This is a genomic window from Nitrobacter sp. JJSN, from assembly GCF_051912485.1.
Lineage (GTDB): Bacteria > Pseudomonadota > Alphaproteobacteria > Rhizobiales > Xanthobacteraceae > Nitrobacter.
Genome location: NZ_CP196822.1, coordinates 3,519,478 through 3,536,036, shown reverse-complemented (window position 1 = coordinate 3,536,036; position 16,559 = coordinate 3,519,478). Strand labels below are relative to the sequence as shown.

9 protein-coding genes, 1 tRNA gene, 1 pseudogene and 2 riboswitches are annotated in these 16,559 nt (G+C 63.6%); of the genes and pseudogenes, 3 read left to right on the top strand and 8 right to left on the bottom strand.

From position 1 onward, the window contains the following. Nucleotide 1: 1 nt before the first annotated feature. Nucleotides 2-8,260 carry a hypothetical protein gene (locus ACSZOQ_RS17250; RefSeq protein WP_439923633.1) on the top strand — a complete coding sequence of 2,753 codons (8,259 nt, stop codon included), beginning with the start codon at nt 2-4 and terminating at the stop codon, nt 8,258-8,260. Nucleotides 8,261-8,456: 196 nt separating this feature from the next. On the opposite strand, the pseudogene ACSZOQ_RS17245 reads toward ACSZOQ_RS17250, so the two are convergent. The 5 genes and pseudogenes from ACSZOQ_RS17245 to ACSZOQ_RS17225 all read right to left on the bottom strand — a co-directional run. Beyond that, nucleotides 8,457-8,777, bottom strand: a pseudogene (locus ACSZOQ_RS17245) (IS701 family transposase); the annotation flags it as partial. Between the two features lie 323 nt (nt 8,778-9,100). Beyond that, nucleotides 9,101-9,174: transfer RNA gene (locus tag ACSZOQ_RS17240), tRNA-Gly, on the bottom strand. Nucleotides 9,175-9,277: 103 nt separating this feature from the next. Beyond that, nucleotides 9,278-9,658: a fluoride efflux transporter CrcB gene (crcB, locus tag ACSZOQ_RS17235; RefSeq protein WP_439923631.1), complete on the bottom strand. Its 381-nt coding sequence runs from the start codon at nt 9,656-9,658 to the stop codon at nt 9,278-9,280. 124 nt (nt 9,659-9,782) lie between these two features. Beyond that, entirely contained in the window at nt 9,783-9,986 is a 204-nt protein-coding gene (locus ACSZOQ_RS17230; RefSeq protein ID WP_439923630.1) for a hypothetical protein, read from the bottom strand. 55 nt (nt 9,987-10,041) lie between these two features. Beyond that, nucleotides 10,042-10,102, bottom strand: a riboswitch (Fluoride riboswitch). Nucleotides 10,103-10,208: 106 nt separating this feature from the next. Then, nucleotides 10,209-11,315: a 2'-deoxycytidine 5'-triphosphate deaminase gene (locus ACSZOQ_RS17225; RefSeq protein WP_439923629.1), complete on the bottom strand. Its 1,107-nt coding sequence runs from the start codon at nt 11,313-11,315 to the stop codon at nt 10,209-10,211. 171 nt (nt 11,316-11,486) lie between these two features. Further along, nucleotides 11,487-11,566, top strand: a riboswitch (SAM riboswitch). A 71-nt stretch (nt 11,567-11,637) separates the two neighbouring features. Here ACSZOQ_RS17225 and ACSZOQ_RS17220 point away from each other — a divergent pair. Further along, a complete protein-coding gene (locus tag ACSZOQ_RS17220; protein ID WP_439923628.1) occupies nt 11,638-12,831 on the top strand; it encodes an O-succinylhomoserine sulfhydrylase in 1,194 nt (397 codons plus the stop codon). Between the two features lie 83 nt (nt 12,832-12,914). Here ACSZOQ_RS17220 and ACSZOQ_RS17215 read toward each other — a convergent pair whose 3' ends face one another. The 3 genes from ACSZOQ_RS17215 to ACSZOQ_RS17205 are packed head-to-tail and all read right to left on the bottom strand — an operon-like array spanning nt 12,915 to nt 15,894. Then, on the bottom strand, nt 12,915-13,889 hold the full coding sequence (locus ACSZOQ_RS17215) for an SGNH/GDSL hydrolase family protein (protein ID WP_439923627.1): 975 nt from the start codon (nt 13,887-13,889) through the stop codon (nt 12,915-12,917). Beyond that, the gene (locus ACSZOQ_RS17210) at nt 13,886-14,650 is read right to left on the bottom strand and encodes an SGNH/GDSL hydrolase family protein (protein ID WP_439923626.1); all 765 of its coding nucleotides are present in this window, start codon (nt 14,648-14,650) and stop codon (nt 13,886-13,888) included. The genes ACSZOQ_RS17215 and ACSZOQ_RS17210 overlap by 4 nt, the downstream gene beginning before the upstream one ends. Continuing rightward, on the bottom strand, nt 14,647-15,894 hold the full coding sequence (locus tag ACSZOQ_RS17205; RefSeq protein ID WP_439923625.1) for an OpgC domain-containing protein: 1,248 nt from the start codon (nt 15,892-15,894) through the stop codon (nt 14,647-14,649). The genes ACSZOQ_RS17210 and ACSZOQ_RS17205 overlap by 4 nt, the downstream gene beginning before the upstream one ends. A gap of 193 nt (nt 15,895-16,087) precedes the next feature. On the opposite strand from ACSZOQ_RS17205, the gene apaG reads away from it, so the two are divergent. Then, nucleotides 16,088-16,483: a Co2+/Mg2+ efflux protein ApaG gene (apaG, locus tag ACSZOQ_RS17200; RefSeq protein ID WP_439923624.1), complete on the top strand. Its 396-nt coding sequence runs from the start codon at nt 16,088-16,090 to the stop codon at nt 16,481-16,483. Nucleotides 16,484-16,559 lie beyond the last annotated feature (76 nt).

The following is a 16,559-nucleotide window of genomic DNA, read 5'->3' as shown; positions in this document are numbered from 1 at the left end:
CATGGCGGAAACGGCCAGCCTTCGCACTATCAGGCTTGTGGGACCGAAGCAGCCGCTCAAGGTCTCGAACGAATCGGCCGATTTTTGCTGGAGCGCCGAGCTCGCTCTGTCCTATCTCGGAAAGGACCGCACGGATCTTTCGATCGTCAATTCGACACCGGGATTGCGCGTCCTGCTGCAGGATCCGGAGTCGGACAAGGTCAAGAGGCAGATCGAAATCAAGATCGACGACGCCGGAGGGACGGTGCAGGACAAGGTATCCCTGCGCGTGCCCTATATGCTGGCGGCAAACGTCCAGGCCCGGCAAGACGAAGACTCCACGACGAAGTCGAGGCTCTGGATCGCCGACAATACCGCCCCCTATTCCATCTTTGCGGCCAAGCCTGATGCGAAGCCGGATATCGGGACGGACACCCGCGGCTTTTCCCACCTTCTGGTGGCGCCGCTCGATCCATGGCCCACTCCGCAGAAGTCGCGCGAAATCGAAGTGCCGCGGCTGGCGCTCGTCGCCAACCGGATCCGTGTCCTGGTCAACGCCAAGGGAGGGACCAACGCCAATCCGCTCGGCTTCCTGCGTCTCGTCAAGCAACCGGGCGACACCGTCGCGGCCTTCGTCGGCGTCGCGACCGGTGTCACCGCACCCTCCAAGCTGCCAAGGGTCGACCTGCCCGCGGTCAGCATCGACGGGACCGACGGGCCCTTCGTTGCGCTCGATTTGACGCCCGACGGCATCGAGTTCCGCGGCAAGATCGTCAATCCGCTGCGCGCGTTCGGCGACACGGGCGGACCGGATCGCATCGACGTGGTTCTGCGCCTCGTCTGCATCGTCGATCCGCTGCGGCCGGCCAAGTCGCGCTGGACGCTCGAACTGGTCCGCGAGGAGGACGAGCTGGCGGCCAGCGGGATTGGCAACCGGATCCGCGACGCGCTGGGCAGGGTGAGATCGGAGCTGCGGCCCGGCGTCGGCAACCCGGTCTTTCTCGACATCAACACGGTCGCCGACGACCTTGCGGTGTGCTGGCCGCTCACCCTGGAGAACAACTCCCTCCGACTCCCCGGCACCGGCCCGGACGACTGGAGCATGTGGGTGGATCGCTCGGCGCTCCGGACCAGCCTGGCAGGAACGCCGGTGCGCGGCGGCGAATTGCCGACCGAGGTCGCGATCGTCGCCAACCGGCTCGAGCTCAACGGCTCGAAGGACGGTGTCGCCCTCGTACTGGACGCAGATCGCCGCGAAGCTGCGTTGCAGGACGGCAATCCGAAAAATATTCCGGGACCCAAGGTCACGCTCGGCGCGAGAACGACGATCAGCGCGGCGCCTGAGGCCGGCAAGATCACAGTCAACTGGTTCATCGATCAGCAGCGCCTCGCGCGCAGGCTGGTGGAGCGTTACGGCAAGGCGGGCGTTCAGCCGGATGCCGCCAAGAGAACCTATGCCTTCCTTCCGCTGACCGATGGATGGCTGCAACTGCCGTTCGATCTGCCGAAACCCGATTCGGACGACACGGCGTTCGGCTTCTCGGGTACCGTCTCCGACTCCGTCGGCTTCGCCGGGACGGTCGACTATGCCCTCGATGATGGAACGTTCGGGGAGGGGCCCGTCGGCCGGCGGATATCGATTGCCGCCGCGGACTATGTCCGCGTCGAAGCGAAGCTCAAACAAGGTAAGCTCGACGACGTCCGCGTCGAACTCAGCGGCGCGGCGGGCACCGCGGACGGCCTGCTGTGGCTGGCGGCCGGAAGCCCCAACGCGGAAAACATCCTCCCGGGCTTTGGCGCCGGGCCGGCCGCGCTGGAGAGCCCGGCGCTGACCTTCGCACGCAAGACGGCTTCAACCGAAGGGCTCTGGGGGCTCACCTCGGGGACCTTCACCCCCGGCAAGACTCTTGTGCTCACGATCCCTAAGGGCGGCAGCCCGCCTCCGGCCTATGTCTGGCACGGCTATTCCGAGATGCCTTTCGTCACCGCGATCGGAATCACGCGAACCTCGGAAAGCTCGGGCCTTCCGTCGTCGACGCGCGACCTGCTTTGCCGCAAGCTGGATCGCGCCCTGCTCGACATCAAGCTGAATTACGACGGCCTTCGCGGAATTCCCGCCCTCGAGCTCTCGCAGCCTGTGAACGAGCTGCCGCTGGCGGACAAAGAGCTGTTGCAGCATGTGCCGCTCGTCCCGGTCACCTTGCCCGGCATCGAAATGCAGCCGGCGGCCGGCGCCTACTCCGCCTTGCAGACCCGGCTACGCTTCGATCTTCCGATCCTCGACGAACTGTTTGCCACCACGCGCCTTCCGGAGAAGGCGCCGGTGCCGTCGAACGATGCACCCGCACCGCAGCCGCCTCCCGACACCCCGACCTCGCTCGATTTCGACGGGCTCCTGCTGGCCTGGCAAAAGGCGGTCGACCGTCTCGATCTTTCGCGCGTGCAGATCGCGAGCGCGTTCGGATTTGGCGGCCACAACGAGGCGGTGGAGATCAAGACCCTGATCGAAGGGGTCACATGGTCGACGGATTTCGAGCTCGATCCGGCAAGCGATGTCGGCGGAAGCAAATACGCGTTCGGCACCTATACGCTCGGCGGCACGGCGTTCTCGGGACGTACCGCCCTCGAGGGGCTGACGAAGACGGATTTCGGCGACATCGACGGCGCCGGCGCAACGGCCGATCCCATCAAGGTCATCGGTTTCGCCGCGCCGCTCCGCAGGCAGGAGTTCGCCGGATTGCCCATGTGGCGCGATACGCGCGCCGCGCTGATGGCGAGCATGCCGACGACGGACAAGTTCGGCAACGAGGCAAATGGAATCATATTCCGGGAAGCCGGCTACTTCCTGCGCGCAGCGAACCACTCCGTGCTGGGGACGACGTCGCGCTATGCGTGCACGACGATCTTCGAGCCGGTCGAGATCGACACGGGAAATGCCGAGCGCAAGATCGGTCTCTGGTTTCGGGATCTTCCGCTGGAAGAGACGGCGGACGGCAGGGCGCTGGCGGTCGATCCTCGCGGGCCCGAGCTCAGCATCGGTCCGCGCCAGGACGCATTCGATCCCGAACAGCTTCCGCGGGCGCTGTACGAGTGGAGGGTGTGCAACGATGCGGTCAAGCCGCTGGAGCAGGACCTGCCGAAGAGCGCCTATGATCTCGATATCGGACCGCTTCGGCTGCGGCCGCTCCGATTGCTGGAGCTGAGCATCAGCAAGCCATCCGGTAACTGGCAAATCGACACAGCCAAGATCGTCTTTACGGCATCGCTCCGTTCGCGCCTGGCGAGGACCCAGGATCGGGGCCCGTTCGAGCCGGAGCTTGCCTACGCGACCGGAAATCTCGTCGCGCTTTCGCTGACCGCGAGTGACCGCAAGCTGAAGGTCTCCGAGTGGGAGGACGTCAAGGTTGCCACCGCCGAGCCTGCGACGGGCAAGCCGGCCGTCACGGCCGGCGGCCTCGCATCGGTCTCGTTCCGGATGGCGGACGTGGAAACGAAGCTCGGCAGCGCGCCGGACTTCGTCGGCAAGACCACCGTCAGATTGACCCTGAACATCAAGCAGGCCGCCGGCGAGCGTGGTGTTCCCCAGTTTGCCGACGCCTCGCTTGCCACCGTCCTGTTCGGCCGCAGTGTCGTTCTCGACAACGGCAGGGTCACCCAGCCCGACGGCAAGACTCTCGCCGTCGAGTTCAAGGCGCCGGCGGACGCCAACCCGTCGAATTTCAGCGGCGTGAAGCTCGACAGCATCAAGCTGGAAATTGCCGAGGATTCGATTTGGACGTTGCTACTCCAGGGGAAGTTGACGATATCCGCCAACGATCCCCGGCAGAAGGGCGCGCCGCCGCCCACGGGCAAGAGCGTGATCGCATACACGCTCGGCGGCCCGCTGCGCTGGCTCAACCAGCAGATCGCAGCCGCTGCCGTCACCGTGGATCACCAGCGCGGCGTGATCACCTGCCGGATCGACCCTGACGGGCAATCCAAGCTGCAACCGATCGTCGGATTGATTGCCGAGCTAGGTACGGTGCGAGGCATCCTGGTCGTTGCGGTTTCGTCAAAGGTGACCGAAGGGCCGTTTCAATTCCGATCCTTCTCGGGCTTCGGCGAGCTCAATCTGCTCTCCGATAAGGGACCGCTGAAGCGGTTCGATCACATGGTCGCCGGGCAGGAGTGGCTGTCCGGAATTGCCGGGCAAGAACCGCCGTGGTCGTCCGAAATAGCCGTCGATCTCGCGCTGGACCAGCGCCTCAGCCGGATTCGATGGCCGATCAAGAGCCTGCCGGACGGCGTGGAGACGCTCGACGGCAAGGCTGCGAAACTGAAAAATTTGGGCGCGCGGGTCACCGGGGCAGCCTTGCGCGGCGAGTTGAAGGCGTTCGATGACACCAGCGCCCTGACCCACAGTTTCACGACATCCGTGAACGGGCAGGCGATCGAAACCGACGCGCTCGACGCAAACGGCGCCAGCCTGGTCAGGCCATGGTCGTTTCATGCGTTGACCGAGCACACGATCGCCGATGGGACGCAAAGGCGGCTGACCTGGGTGTCGCTCGATCATGTCAGCGCCATCGATGCGCGCGCTCTCGTCAACGCAGCGAAGGCCGCGATGAAGCTCCCGCCGGCGTCAGCGGACCGCATCTTCGCGTTTGCGCCCCGCTACAAGGTGATCGACGACAAGCACGAAGACCAAGCGATTGCCGTCAAGGGTGGGCTGGTGTTGCGCGCCTTTGCCCAGGCCGGCTTCCCGGTCGAGGCGATGGCGCGGGAGATCGCCGAAAAGTTCAAGACCGGTGATCCCGGCGATGGAATCGTCGTCAGCGGCGCCGGGCCGGCGATCGTCCGGACATCGGACCAGAAGGAAGGACCATTCTGGCCCGGCGTTAGCCCCCCGCCGACTTACATTTCCAGCGATTCCCAGGGAGTCGTGCTTGCGCTGCCCTGGATTGGCGCGGTGGACGATTCGTACAAGCTCGGCGGTTTGATCGAAAAGTTCTGCCAGGCGCCCGGCTCGGGCACGGCCAGTTGGGATGCTGCCGATGCTGATTGGGCGGCGGGATCACCGACGCCACTCGAGCGCAAGTCCGTTCCGGTCCAGGCGGTCGGAAGCGCGAGCGATGACATCAGGGCGCTGCTCGGCCGCGCAATGGGCAATGCCGGCGAGAAGGACGCAAACCGTGCCCTGGCGGCCATCGAGCAGCTGTTTCTTCGCCGCGCGAGCGGCGGCGGCACGCTCGGCGAACGGCCGATGTGGCTGCGCAGCCTGCTGGCGCTGCGCACGATCTGGGACATCAAGGTGCCCGATGACGACAAGCGCCCCTTCGCCGAGCGTGTCACCATGGTGCTGTCGTCCGGAAAAGCCGACGGCAGGGCCGCCCGCGTCAGGCTCAAGCGGCGGGACGCCGCTCCCGGCGACAAGCCTGAGTTCATCCTCGCCCGTCGGGGCGTGCTCGTCGCCATCGACCGCAACGTCACGCGCTTCGAGAAGCTGCCTCCAGGGGAGTCGATCGTCTTGGGGCAGTCCGAAGGCGTCAAGGAGGCCGCGCTGGGCCGCGCGCGTCAGGTCGCGCGCGCCGACCGCCTGGTCGGTGAGGCGGTCGCCATCCTCGTCGTGGCCGAAACGCAGCCACCCGACAGCCGTGCGGACGCATTGTGGATCGGGGTCAACGTCCCGAGCGATCCGGACAATTCCGCGTTCGACATGCCGATCAAGATCGATCCGTCCGATCGTCTCTATGCCTCTCCCGCGCTGGGCTGGCCGACGGGGGACGGAACCGGGGCCGCCGCCTCGGGTGCATTGGGGATGGGCGGCGACTGGCCGTTCCAGGATATCGTTCCCGGACCCGTCCCGCTCCCTTCCGACTCCGAGCACGACGACGTCAAGCGATACGGCTCCGGCGTGTCGGGACGTGCCGCCAGCATATCCCTGCCGGCGCGCGCTGACCGGGATAGCGGGCTGGGCGATGAGGCCGTCGATACGATCTCGCCGACATTCTATGCGCTCTCGCGCAAGATGATTTTCGATCGCCCTGAGTCCGTCAATCTGCCCCTCGTGTCGCCTCCGGCGCGCTATCTGACCTCTTCCGAAGCGCGTGCAGTCGTTCCTGTCGCGCGAGAGCTCAAGTCCGCGCTGGGGCGCGTCGTCAAGGGGAAGGCGGCGCCGATGGTTCCGCCGCATCTGGAGCGCATCACCTTTGGCTTGCGTCCCGGTTCGATCCAGGCCGAATTCGACACCTTGCTGTTCACGAAAGGCCTCCCGCCGCCGCAGGAGAAGGAGAAGGAGAAGAAACCGTCTCCGCAGGAGGATATGAGCAGCGACACGTCGCGATACGGTCGTCCCGGGCACGGAGGGCCGCGATTGCTGCGCCAGTTGCGTCCGCCGCGTGCGCCTGTGCTGCCGCGCGTGCCGCAGAAATTCGTCGAGACGCACGGGCGGCGGACCTTCGTCGAGATCGACGATCTCGACAGCGATAAAGGCTTTCCCGTGCCGTTCCGGGTCTTCGAGGGCGTAGCTACGGTGCTGCGGAAGGACCAGAAGAGCTACCGGATTCGCGTTCTGGACATGCCGCTCGCGCCGGAATGGAGCCAGCCGGCGTTCGGCGACTGGAAGCAGGGCAACGTGACGCTCGAGGTCACCTCGCCGAGCTTTGCAGCGGCCAACGACGACTTCCTGAAGGCGCTTGCGGAGCTCGGCTTGCTAAGGAGCAAGCCTGGACTGTATGCCGCGTTGTCGATCGACCGCTCCGTCGTGACGTTCAACAAGGCCAGATGGTCGAAGGTCGGGACAGACGCGGTCAGACTGACGCTCCATGCCGACGACATCGTAGGCGCCCAGGCGCGGCTTGATGCGGTAGATGGCGACTCGGCGGTGTTCCTTCTGCTGCAATGCGCGCAGGAGAAAAAGGGCGCCGGGTATCCCGACGAGAACAAGATTTTCGAGCTCGGGCTGGACGTCTCGACGAAGTTTGTTGCAGAGACCCGTCGTCAACTCGCTCTGCGCCTGCCGGTCCGACCGACCTCGCGGCCAAGCGTGAAGATCGATGCCTCGACCCTGGTCTTCGCCGATCCCTCCTATGACCGCGCGTTGTGTGGTCCCGGCGCTTCCGACACGCAGCGCGACAACAACGGTGTGCCCTGGAAACTCGGACTCGACCGCTTCGACTATGGCAACGACACGCCGTTCTATTTCGCATTCGGTCCGATCGACGCGAAGACCGGGACATTTGTGGTAGGCGTGAGCCTTTCGGGATCTCTCCAGGTTCAGCGCCAGCGACAAAGCGGAAAAGAATCTCCGGAGAAGCATGTCGATACGCTGACTATCGCCGGCATCGAAGTGAAAACGGTTAGTGGGAAGGAGGGGCCGTACTACGAGGTGGCTGCGGGGCAGGCCTATGCAATCTCGTTCGATCAGTTGCGAAGCAACGACCAGCCTGTGGCTTTCGAGGACGGAGACGAAATCGTCGTCTCGATCTCGTTCACTCAGAGCGAGCCGGACCCGGCTGATCCGGGCAAGAACAAGAACGTAAACCGGACCCTGTCCGCGCGGGCAAAGGTCGTTCCGCGCCCGGTTATCGCGCCGCCGCCGGCGGTCTACAGCCTCGTCGTGCCGCAAGGCGCTGCCGCCGCGCGGGTCGCGCTGCACGCGACCGCGCCCTTGCCGCAGCGGATCGAATTCGCTGCGTTGCTCGACGACCTCGCGATCGGTTTCATCCGCCGCCGCGCCTTGTTCATCTGGCCGATCGGCGATTTGCCGACGCGGTCGCCGGAGACGTCCACTCTCGTGAAGGTCGATCGGGCCGGCGGCGGACAGTTGCCGGAGACGCCGCCCGACATCCGCTCGCGCCTGCGGCTGCCAGCTCTCGACCGCATCATCTGTGCGGGTCACGTTTTCGGCCGAACGCGGCAGCTGGCGGGGACGGCTGCCACGCTCGCCGACGCCCGCCGCTTCATCGCCGGCGTCGCCTACAAGCGCGGTGGCGGGGGCATGCCTCCCGCGAGCATTCCATCCGCCGCAGATCTGGCGGATCCGCAAACGAAGTCCGTCTGGGAGTCTTGCCTGATGGCCGCCGACGATGCCGCCGGCGACGACGTCGGAACCTGTCGGCACTTCGTGATCTGGTATTCGGACGATGCCGGCAAGACGCCATCCACAAAGCCGTCGCGCCTTCCGGACGATTGGCCGTACGAGCAGGCGGGCAAGATCAAGGGCAGCTGGGGACCGTTCTCCAACCTCGCAGCGCCGGCCGGGAACAACCTCTTCGTGATGAAGTACTGTGACGTGACCTGAAAGACATGCCGACATAAGGGAGGGATGAGGTGATTTCCATTTATCGAATCATGGGTTTGCTTGCCCTTTGCCTGATGCTCGTCTGTTCGACATCCGTCGTGGCCCATGCGGACGATCCGGTCGCGCCGTTCGAAGTCGAGCGGGGAGCCTCCCGCACCATCAATGTCTCGCAATACAGCAATGCGCCAGGTGGAAAGGTTGATACAGCCACCAGCACCGCATCGTCATCCGCCAAATGCTCGATGACATAGTCGCGCACGATATCGCGCAGGGCATCCGCTTCCCATCGCCCACGACCCAGAATCGCCTGCTGGCGCCAGGGGCCAGAATCGCCGGCCGCCTCGGCTCGCATCCATCCCGTCTTGCGTTGTTCCGCACTCAGAAGCCCATCAATAAACTGCCCAGCCGACGCCGCGATGCGATCCTGTGTGAACAACGGGCGTATCCGTTCTTTGACATCGCACAGCGAAGATGCCCAAAGTTCAAGCGTCGCCTCGATCGTAGACCTAAGCGTCATCCCGCCGCGAACGAAGGAAGCGGCGGGCGGCGTGTGATGGACCATCAATGGACTCAGCGCTTCAATCTGACGTGCTGCGCAGCATGTGGCATCGTCAAACGCGCAGATGATCAGAACAACCCCTGTAAAGGCGCCGTCCCTGTCGGACCCCGCGCTCAGGACGCCAGACGACCAGAACGGCTGTCCGTGTCGCCGCGAAATGACGTCCAGAGATGGGACACGCCGACGAAATTGTATGAGAGTTGTATGGAGATCGGAGGTCGAAGATAAAATTCGACTCACCAAAATCTCAGAAAGCCTTCATTTTCTGGCATTGCTTGAGTTGGAGCGGGCGAAGGGAATCGAACCCTCGTATGCAGCTTGGGAAGCTGCCGTTCTACCATTGAACTACGCCCGCATATGCGCTTCTCGTCTCCAGATGTAGCCGAGACCGGCCGGTCCGCCAAGACGGTTGGGTGTGCGAACTGCAGCGCAGCGGCGGGAATGTCCGTGGGATCGTTCTAAAGGATCCGGACAATTTGTATGCCCGCGATCAGCGCGCCGACTGACAGCACGACGGAAGCGATCATGTAAGCACCGGCCGCCGCTACCGCACCCCGCTCGATCAGGTAGAATGCATCGAGAGAAAAAGTGGAAAAGGTAGTGTAGCCACCGCAGATTCCGACCGTGAGGAATATGCGCACAGCTTGAGGCAGGTTCCATCGGATTGCGAACAACCCGGCAAATAGTCCGATCAGAAGCGACCCGGTGATATTGATGAACAGTGTCCCCCACGGAAACTTCGGGCCCAGTAACCGCCCGAAGCCGATGCTGACGAGATAGCGGGCCACGGATCCCAGCGACCCGCCTGCCGCGACGGCCAGAATAAACGTCCACTTCAATGCTTTTGCCTCCCTAGAGCGTTTTCAAGCGAAGCATGTCCTCGGGCGCGACCTGAGGATGGATGCCGGTTCGCGTGAAGAAAACGCGTCAGATCAAAATCACAGAGGTCTGCTTCTGATTCCATCAGAACCCCTCCGGCGGCCATTCGGTCATGCCGCCCACGGCGCCGATAATCACTAAAGGAACCAGCAGAAGAACCACCAGAGAAACCAGCAAGGAGCCCACCGGGATCGTCTCGGAATCCGTCAGATATGCGATCGCAACGGCGACCCAGCAGAGGCCGACGCCCCACAACGAGACCGACAGCGAATTCGGAAGTCTGGTCATAAGCGCCCTTTCTCGGGCGCAACGGGGGAGGAAACAGCTCCTACCGACGCGAAAGCGCCCGGTAGGAGTCATCAGCCTTGCGGCGGTTATCGGGGGACCCCATCCCCATCGATTTCGATTATGCTAGCCGGATCGGCGAGCCGGTCAAGTCCCGTCGCAAGCAGCGCACCGCGCGGGCTGCGAAGTGGCGCGCCGTCCGGCTATCCGTGTCGTGTCCGATCGCTACACCCGGAAATGCTTCGACAGCTTGAGGCCCTGGGCCTGATAGTTGGAGCCGATGCGCTGGCCGTACATCGCGTCGGGCCGCGCCAGCATCTTTTCATAAACGAGCCGGCCGACGATCTGGCCATGCTCGAGAATGAACGGCACCTCGCGCGAACGCACTTCCAGCACCGCACGCGATCCCTGTCCGCCAGCGCCGGCATAACCGAAGCCTGGATCGAAGAAGCCGGCATAGTGCACGCGAAACTCACCGACCAGCGGATCGAACGGCACCATTTCCGCGGCATAATCGGGCGGCACCTGCACCGCCTCCTTGGAGGCGAGGATGTAGAATTCGCCGGGATCCAGGATCAGGCTGCCGTCTGGCCGCGCCGCGATCGGCTCCCAGAATTCGCCGACCGCATAGCGACCGCGGCGATCGATATCGACTACGCCGGTATGGCGCTTGGCGCGATAGCCGACAAAGCCGCCGCCATTCTTGCCCGAAAGGTCGACGCTGAGCGCCACGCCGTTGACGAAATCGGTGTCGTCGACATCGACCAGCCGCTCCCGCGCATGCAGCGCGTCGAGCTCGTCGGCATCAAGAATGGCGTCGCCGGTGCGGAAGCGGACCTGCGACAGCCGCGAACCCTCGCGCAGCAGCACTGGAAACGTCTTGGGACTGATCTCCGCATAAAGCGGGCCGTGATAGCCGGCGCCGATCATGTCGAAGCGCCGGGTGCCGTCGGCGATCACGCGCGTGAATACGTCGAGCCGCCCGGTCGAGCTTTTCGGATTGGCGGCGGCGATGATCTCGGGCGGCAGCGCCAGGCTCTCCAGCAGCGGCACGATGTAAACGCAGTTTGTCTCCAGCACCGCGCCGTCGGAAAGGTCGATTTCGTGCAGCTTCAACTCGTCGATGCGTTCAGCGACGGTTGCGCCCGGCCCCGGCAGAAAGCTGGCGCGCACGCGGTATGCGGTGGCTCCGAGCCGCAGGTCGAGGCTTGCCGGCTGGATCTGGCTTTCGACGAAGGGATACTCGGGAAGAATCAGGCCCGCATCCGCCATCGCCGCGATCATGCGGTCGGGCAGAATGCCGTTGGCGTCCGGAGGAAGCGTGAATGACACGATGTCGTCCTTGCGGCGTGGGCGATATCGACCCGAAGACAGGAGAGGGAGCGTCTACCGGTCATCCGACGGCCGGTGGAGGGTTATAGCGTTTGCATTCGGGATTTGCGGCAAGCCCATCGTGAATGTCAATTCGTTGGCTTGACGGAAAGGACATGCCGGACTAGTCATGGCTTGTTCCGTGGTGATTTGAGCCGGCCGGCTTGCAGCCACGTTAAATAAGTCGCTAAACAGGCCGGGGACAATGTGATCCCGGCCTGTGGATTTTTTCCAGGCCGGTTTTTTTGTGGCCGCTTTTCGAGGCGGTCGCGCAGGAGGTCACATGTCGCAGTCTTCCCCCACCGCCCGATATCGCACTGAAACCCGCCTGGTTCATTCCGGGACGTTGCGCTCGCAGTTTGCCGAGACTTCGGAGGCGCTGTTCCTGACTCAGGGCTATGTTTACGACACCGCCGAACAGTGCGAGGCGCGGTTCAAGGGCGACGACCCCGGCTTCATCTACTCGCGCTACTCCAACCCGACCGTCGCCATGTTCGAGCAGCGCATGGCCGAGCTTGAAGGCGCGGAAGCCGCGCGCGCCACCGCGACGGGCATGGCGGCGGTAACGACCGCGATGCTCGCGCCGCTGAAGGCCGGCGATCATGTGGTCGCGGCCAAGGCCTTGTTCGGCTCCTGCCGCTACGTGGTCGAGGACCTGCTGCCGCGCTACGGCATCGAGTCGACGCTGGTCGACGGCCTCGATCTCGATCAGTGGCGCAAGGCGATGCGGCCAAACACCAAAAGCTGCTTCATCGAAAGCCCGACCAATCCGACGCTCGACGTGCTCGACATCGGCGGCATCGCCGAGATCGTGCATCAGGCCGGCGCGCGGCTGATCGTCGACAACGTATTCGCGACGCCGATCTGGCAAAGCCCGCTGGCGCTCGGCGCCGACATCGTGGTGTATTCCGCCACCAAGCACATCGACGGCCAGGGACGGACGCTCGGCGGCGTCATCCTGTCGTCGAACGCTTTCGTTCAGGAACACCTGCAGACCTTCATCCGCCAGACCGGGCCATCGATCTCGCCGTTCAACGCCTGGGTTCTCCTGAAAGGGCTTGAAACGCTCGGCGTCCGCGTGCGCCAGCAGACCGAGAGCGCCGCGGCGATCGCCGATGCGCTGGCGTCGCACCCGAACGTATCCCGCCTGATCTATCCCGGCCGGCCGGACCATCCGCAGGCAGCTCTTGTGAAAAAGCAGATGCGCGCCGGATCGACGCTGATCGGTTTCGAGGTCAAGGGCGGCAAGGCGGGTGCCTTTCGTTGTCTCAACGCGCTGAAGCTCGCGCGCATCTCGAACAATCTCGGCGACGCCAAGAGCCTCGTGACCCATCCGGCGACCACCACCCACCAGCGCCTCGCGCCGGAGGTCCGCGCCGGTCTCGGCATCGGTGAGGGCTTTATCCGTTATTCGGTCGGCCTCGAACACAAGGACGATTTGATTGAGGATCTCGCCGTCGCGCTGGAGAAAGTGTGAGACAGTTATTGCCGTCCCGGCTTAGCGCTCGCTAGGCTCACTTGGCCGGGACGATGGCAATATGTGAAAGCGGACGGCGGAAATTACAACGGCCGGGAGGTCGTCACGGTTGGCGGCGAGCGAACGCCGGCCTGGACCTGATCCACCGACTTGATGATGTTGTCGCCGAGCAACTGGGCGAAACAGGCATAACCCCAGTCGTTCATGTGCAGGCCATCCTTGGTCACGAAGGTGTCGAACGGCAGCGACTGCCGGTCGTGCCAGTCGCGCATGACCTCGAAGCGCGGAAAAATCCCGACGTGTCTGTAGTGCGCAACCTTGCTCAGCAGGCTGACCATCCTGCCGACATTTTCGCTTTTTGCATTGACGGCAGGCGCGTATTGCGGATCGACCAGAACCAGATCGGCGCCAGAGGCCTGAATGGTCGCGACGCCGTCTTCGACGGTTTTCACCGTGCTTGCGGGATCGAGATTACGCAGCACCGCGTTGGTGCCGACCTGCCAGATCACCATGTCCGGCTTGGCATCAATCACTTCCGATCTTAGCCTCTTCATCATCTCGGGCGCGTCCTCGCCGCCCTTGCCGCGATTGATCACGGTAATGGCGACCGCCGGATATTTGCGGTGCAACTGTGCCGCCAGCCGGTTCGGGTAATTGAATTCGGGTGACGTCGCGCCGTAACCCTGCGTCGACGACGAGCCGAAGGCGACGATGACGACCGGTTTGTTGGCGGCAAGCTTGGCCGCTACATGCGGCAGCGCGCCCATCGACTGTGAGACGCCCTTCGGCGGCAGACAGGGAACGCGACTGAAGATGTCGCGGGCTCCGGCAGCAACTGCCTTCACCTTGTCGATCGCCTTTTCGGATAGGTTCTGCGTCGGCGTGCCGGTGGCGGCGCCGGATGACGGCGGTGCAGACAGGCTGGCGCCGCCCATCGGCAGCGCCGCGGCGTTAGCCGGCGCAGTTTGCGCGACCACGGTCGAACTCGATGCGCCCACCAATAGGATCACCAGCGCTGCCGGACCGGCGGTTCTGAAGAAGCGGCCGCGGACCGTCATTGGCGCCGGGCCCTGAGTTCGGCGGGATTGATATGGGCGGTATCGATCACGAATGTCGACAAGGCGCGGCCGAGGCAATCGTGAACACGTTTGGCCAGATCGACTCCGCGCACCGCGCTGAACAAATCGAATTCGCCGGTTTCATTCCACTGGTTCATAATCGCAAACCGGTCGAACAGCGGAACGTCGTGCTGCTGCGCGGCGAGCCGCATGTTGTCAATATAGGCGGCCGGTGACACCATGGTTTCCGTGCGTGGGCTATACTGCATATTCATCAGGACGACGTCAGCTCCCGCACTTTGCAATGCAGCAACGCCATGGTCGACGGCGCCGCGAAAGTTGTCGATGTCGACAGAACGCATAGCATCGACGGTGCCGGTCTGCCACACGACCAAGGTCGGCTTTTTCGCCTGTGCGAGCTTACCGAGGTCGGGCGCTAGATCCTCGGCCGTTTTCCTGGGCGCCAGTTCCACGGACACGTTAACGGTGTTTCCAGGTAGTTTCTCGCGAAGCGCAGCCTGCAATCTTGCGGGATAGGCGTCGCCCTCCGCTCCGGAAATGGTTGAGGAACGGCTGCCCACAACCAGAATATCGAGCGGTCCGCCGGTTTTGACCATGGAGGCGACCCGCGACAGCGTACTCTCGCTGGTCAACAGGTAGGCCGGAACGTCGCAACTCTTCGGCGGGTCATCGGCACGTGCGAAAGCACTGGCCGACAAACCGGCCAGCACCAGCAAGACCAACGTCCAGCCGGCCCTCATGCTCCTCCTCCCGCGAGATCCGCGTCGCCGTCGGCGGGTTTGGTACGGCCTCCGCCCTTGCCGGCAACCTTTTTGTACCATGAAAATACCCATGCAGAGCCGGACATGATCAAGATTCCGGAAACACTAATAATGAAATGAAGCCCGGCGCCACCGGACACTTCGGCTAATAGGAACTGCCCGGCAAAGGCCAGGAAGACGCCGATGCAGAAAATCTCCAGCGAATGCTGGCCGCACAGGATCATCGGCCGCAGCCATGGCGACCTGAGCGCGGGCCAGTCCCTGGGCAGGAAGCGGACGGTCAGGGTGGCCAACGCCAGGAAGTGGGCAAAGCGCAGCACGTCGAGATTGGTCTTGTCGATCGGATACATCCACTGCTCGATGATGTGCGGCATGAAATAGTTGAGCTGCGGCACATGCCAGGTCAGCGTCGTGTAGAAGGCGAACAGCAGATAGGCGACGCAAATCCACAGCGTCACCGGGGACGACAGGATGCGCGACATCCGCTTCGCACCTCCGAGCGCGCACCACGCGCCGAACACGAACAGCAACTGCCAGGCGAACGGGTTGAAGAACCAGACCCCGTTGGGATAGGCCGGCAGTGCCAGATCGAACTGCCAGGTGATCGCATAGAGAGCCACCGCCAGCGCCAGCGCCACATCGGCCTTGCGCTGCATCAGCCACAGGATCGGCGGGAAAAAAAGCATCAGCGCGATATAGAGCGGCAGCACGTCCATATTGACGGGCCGGAACTTCAGCAGCAGCGCCTGCACGATCGTGACGTCGGGCTGCTTGAGAAAGTCGAGGATGCCCATTTCTTCCGCGTAGAGCGGATTCTCGAAGCGGCTCGCGACATAGGAAATTTCCGCGAGAAAGATCGTGAAAAGAAAAATATGTGCTACGTAGATCTGCCACACGCGCTTGAGAATGCGCGCGGCGGCGACGACGAATCCGCGCTGCAGCATGACACGTCCGTAGACGAAGGCCGCCGTATAGCCCGAGATGAAGATGAAAATCTCGGTGGCGTCACTGAAGCCGTAATTGCGGATGGTGAGCCAGGTCAGAAGGTTCTGCGGCAGATGGTCGATGAAGATCAGCCACAGCGCCAGCCCGCGGAACAGATCGAGCCGCAACTCGCGCTCGAGCGGCGCGGTCGGAATCGAGACGGCCAGCGCATCGCGCGTGACGTCATCGGCTGCCACTCTGGCGCGGGCTCCGACAACCTGATCGGCGACCGACGGCATGTGCTCCGCTTTGATAAGGCCCTCGATCGCCCCGCGGCGATCGGGACTGATTTACGGGAGGACAGCTTCACGCTAACGGTGACAAAAAAGCAATATTGCGGCCGGAATTTTAGTCCGGAACCCGCGCACTAAGTGGGGGCTGGTTCCTGCTCATGTTTTCGTTATGATCGCTTCAGACACTAGAGAGTTTCAGATGTACCGCGCCGTTACCCGCCAGATCGAAGTCACTGTCGAGCCGAACTTCATGCCGGAGCGGTCGTCCGCCGAGCGAGGCCATTTTTTCTGGTCTTACACCGTGGTCATCGTCAACGCCGGGCCGGATACCGTCCAATTGCGCACCCGGCACTGGGTGATCACCGATGCCTCGGGGCGGAAGCAGGAAGTCCGCGGCGAGGGCGTGGTCGGCGAGCAGCCGGTGCTCGCGCCCGGCGAGCGCTTCGAATACACCAGCGGCGTTCCGCTGCCGACCGCCACCGGGTTTATGAGCGGCCGCTATCAGATGATCTCGGTCCGAAGCGGCGATGCGTTCGAAATCGATGTCCCCACCTTCTCGCTCGACAGCCCCGACAGCAAGCGTGTGCTGAACTGAAGCACCGGTGCCTCGACGCCGAGGTAGCGCCGCGCCAGAGCTTTTTCAGTTCTGATGGGATCATTTGACGCGTTTT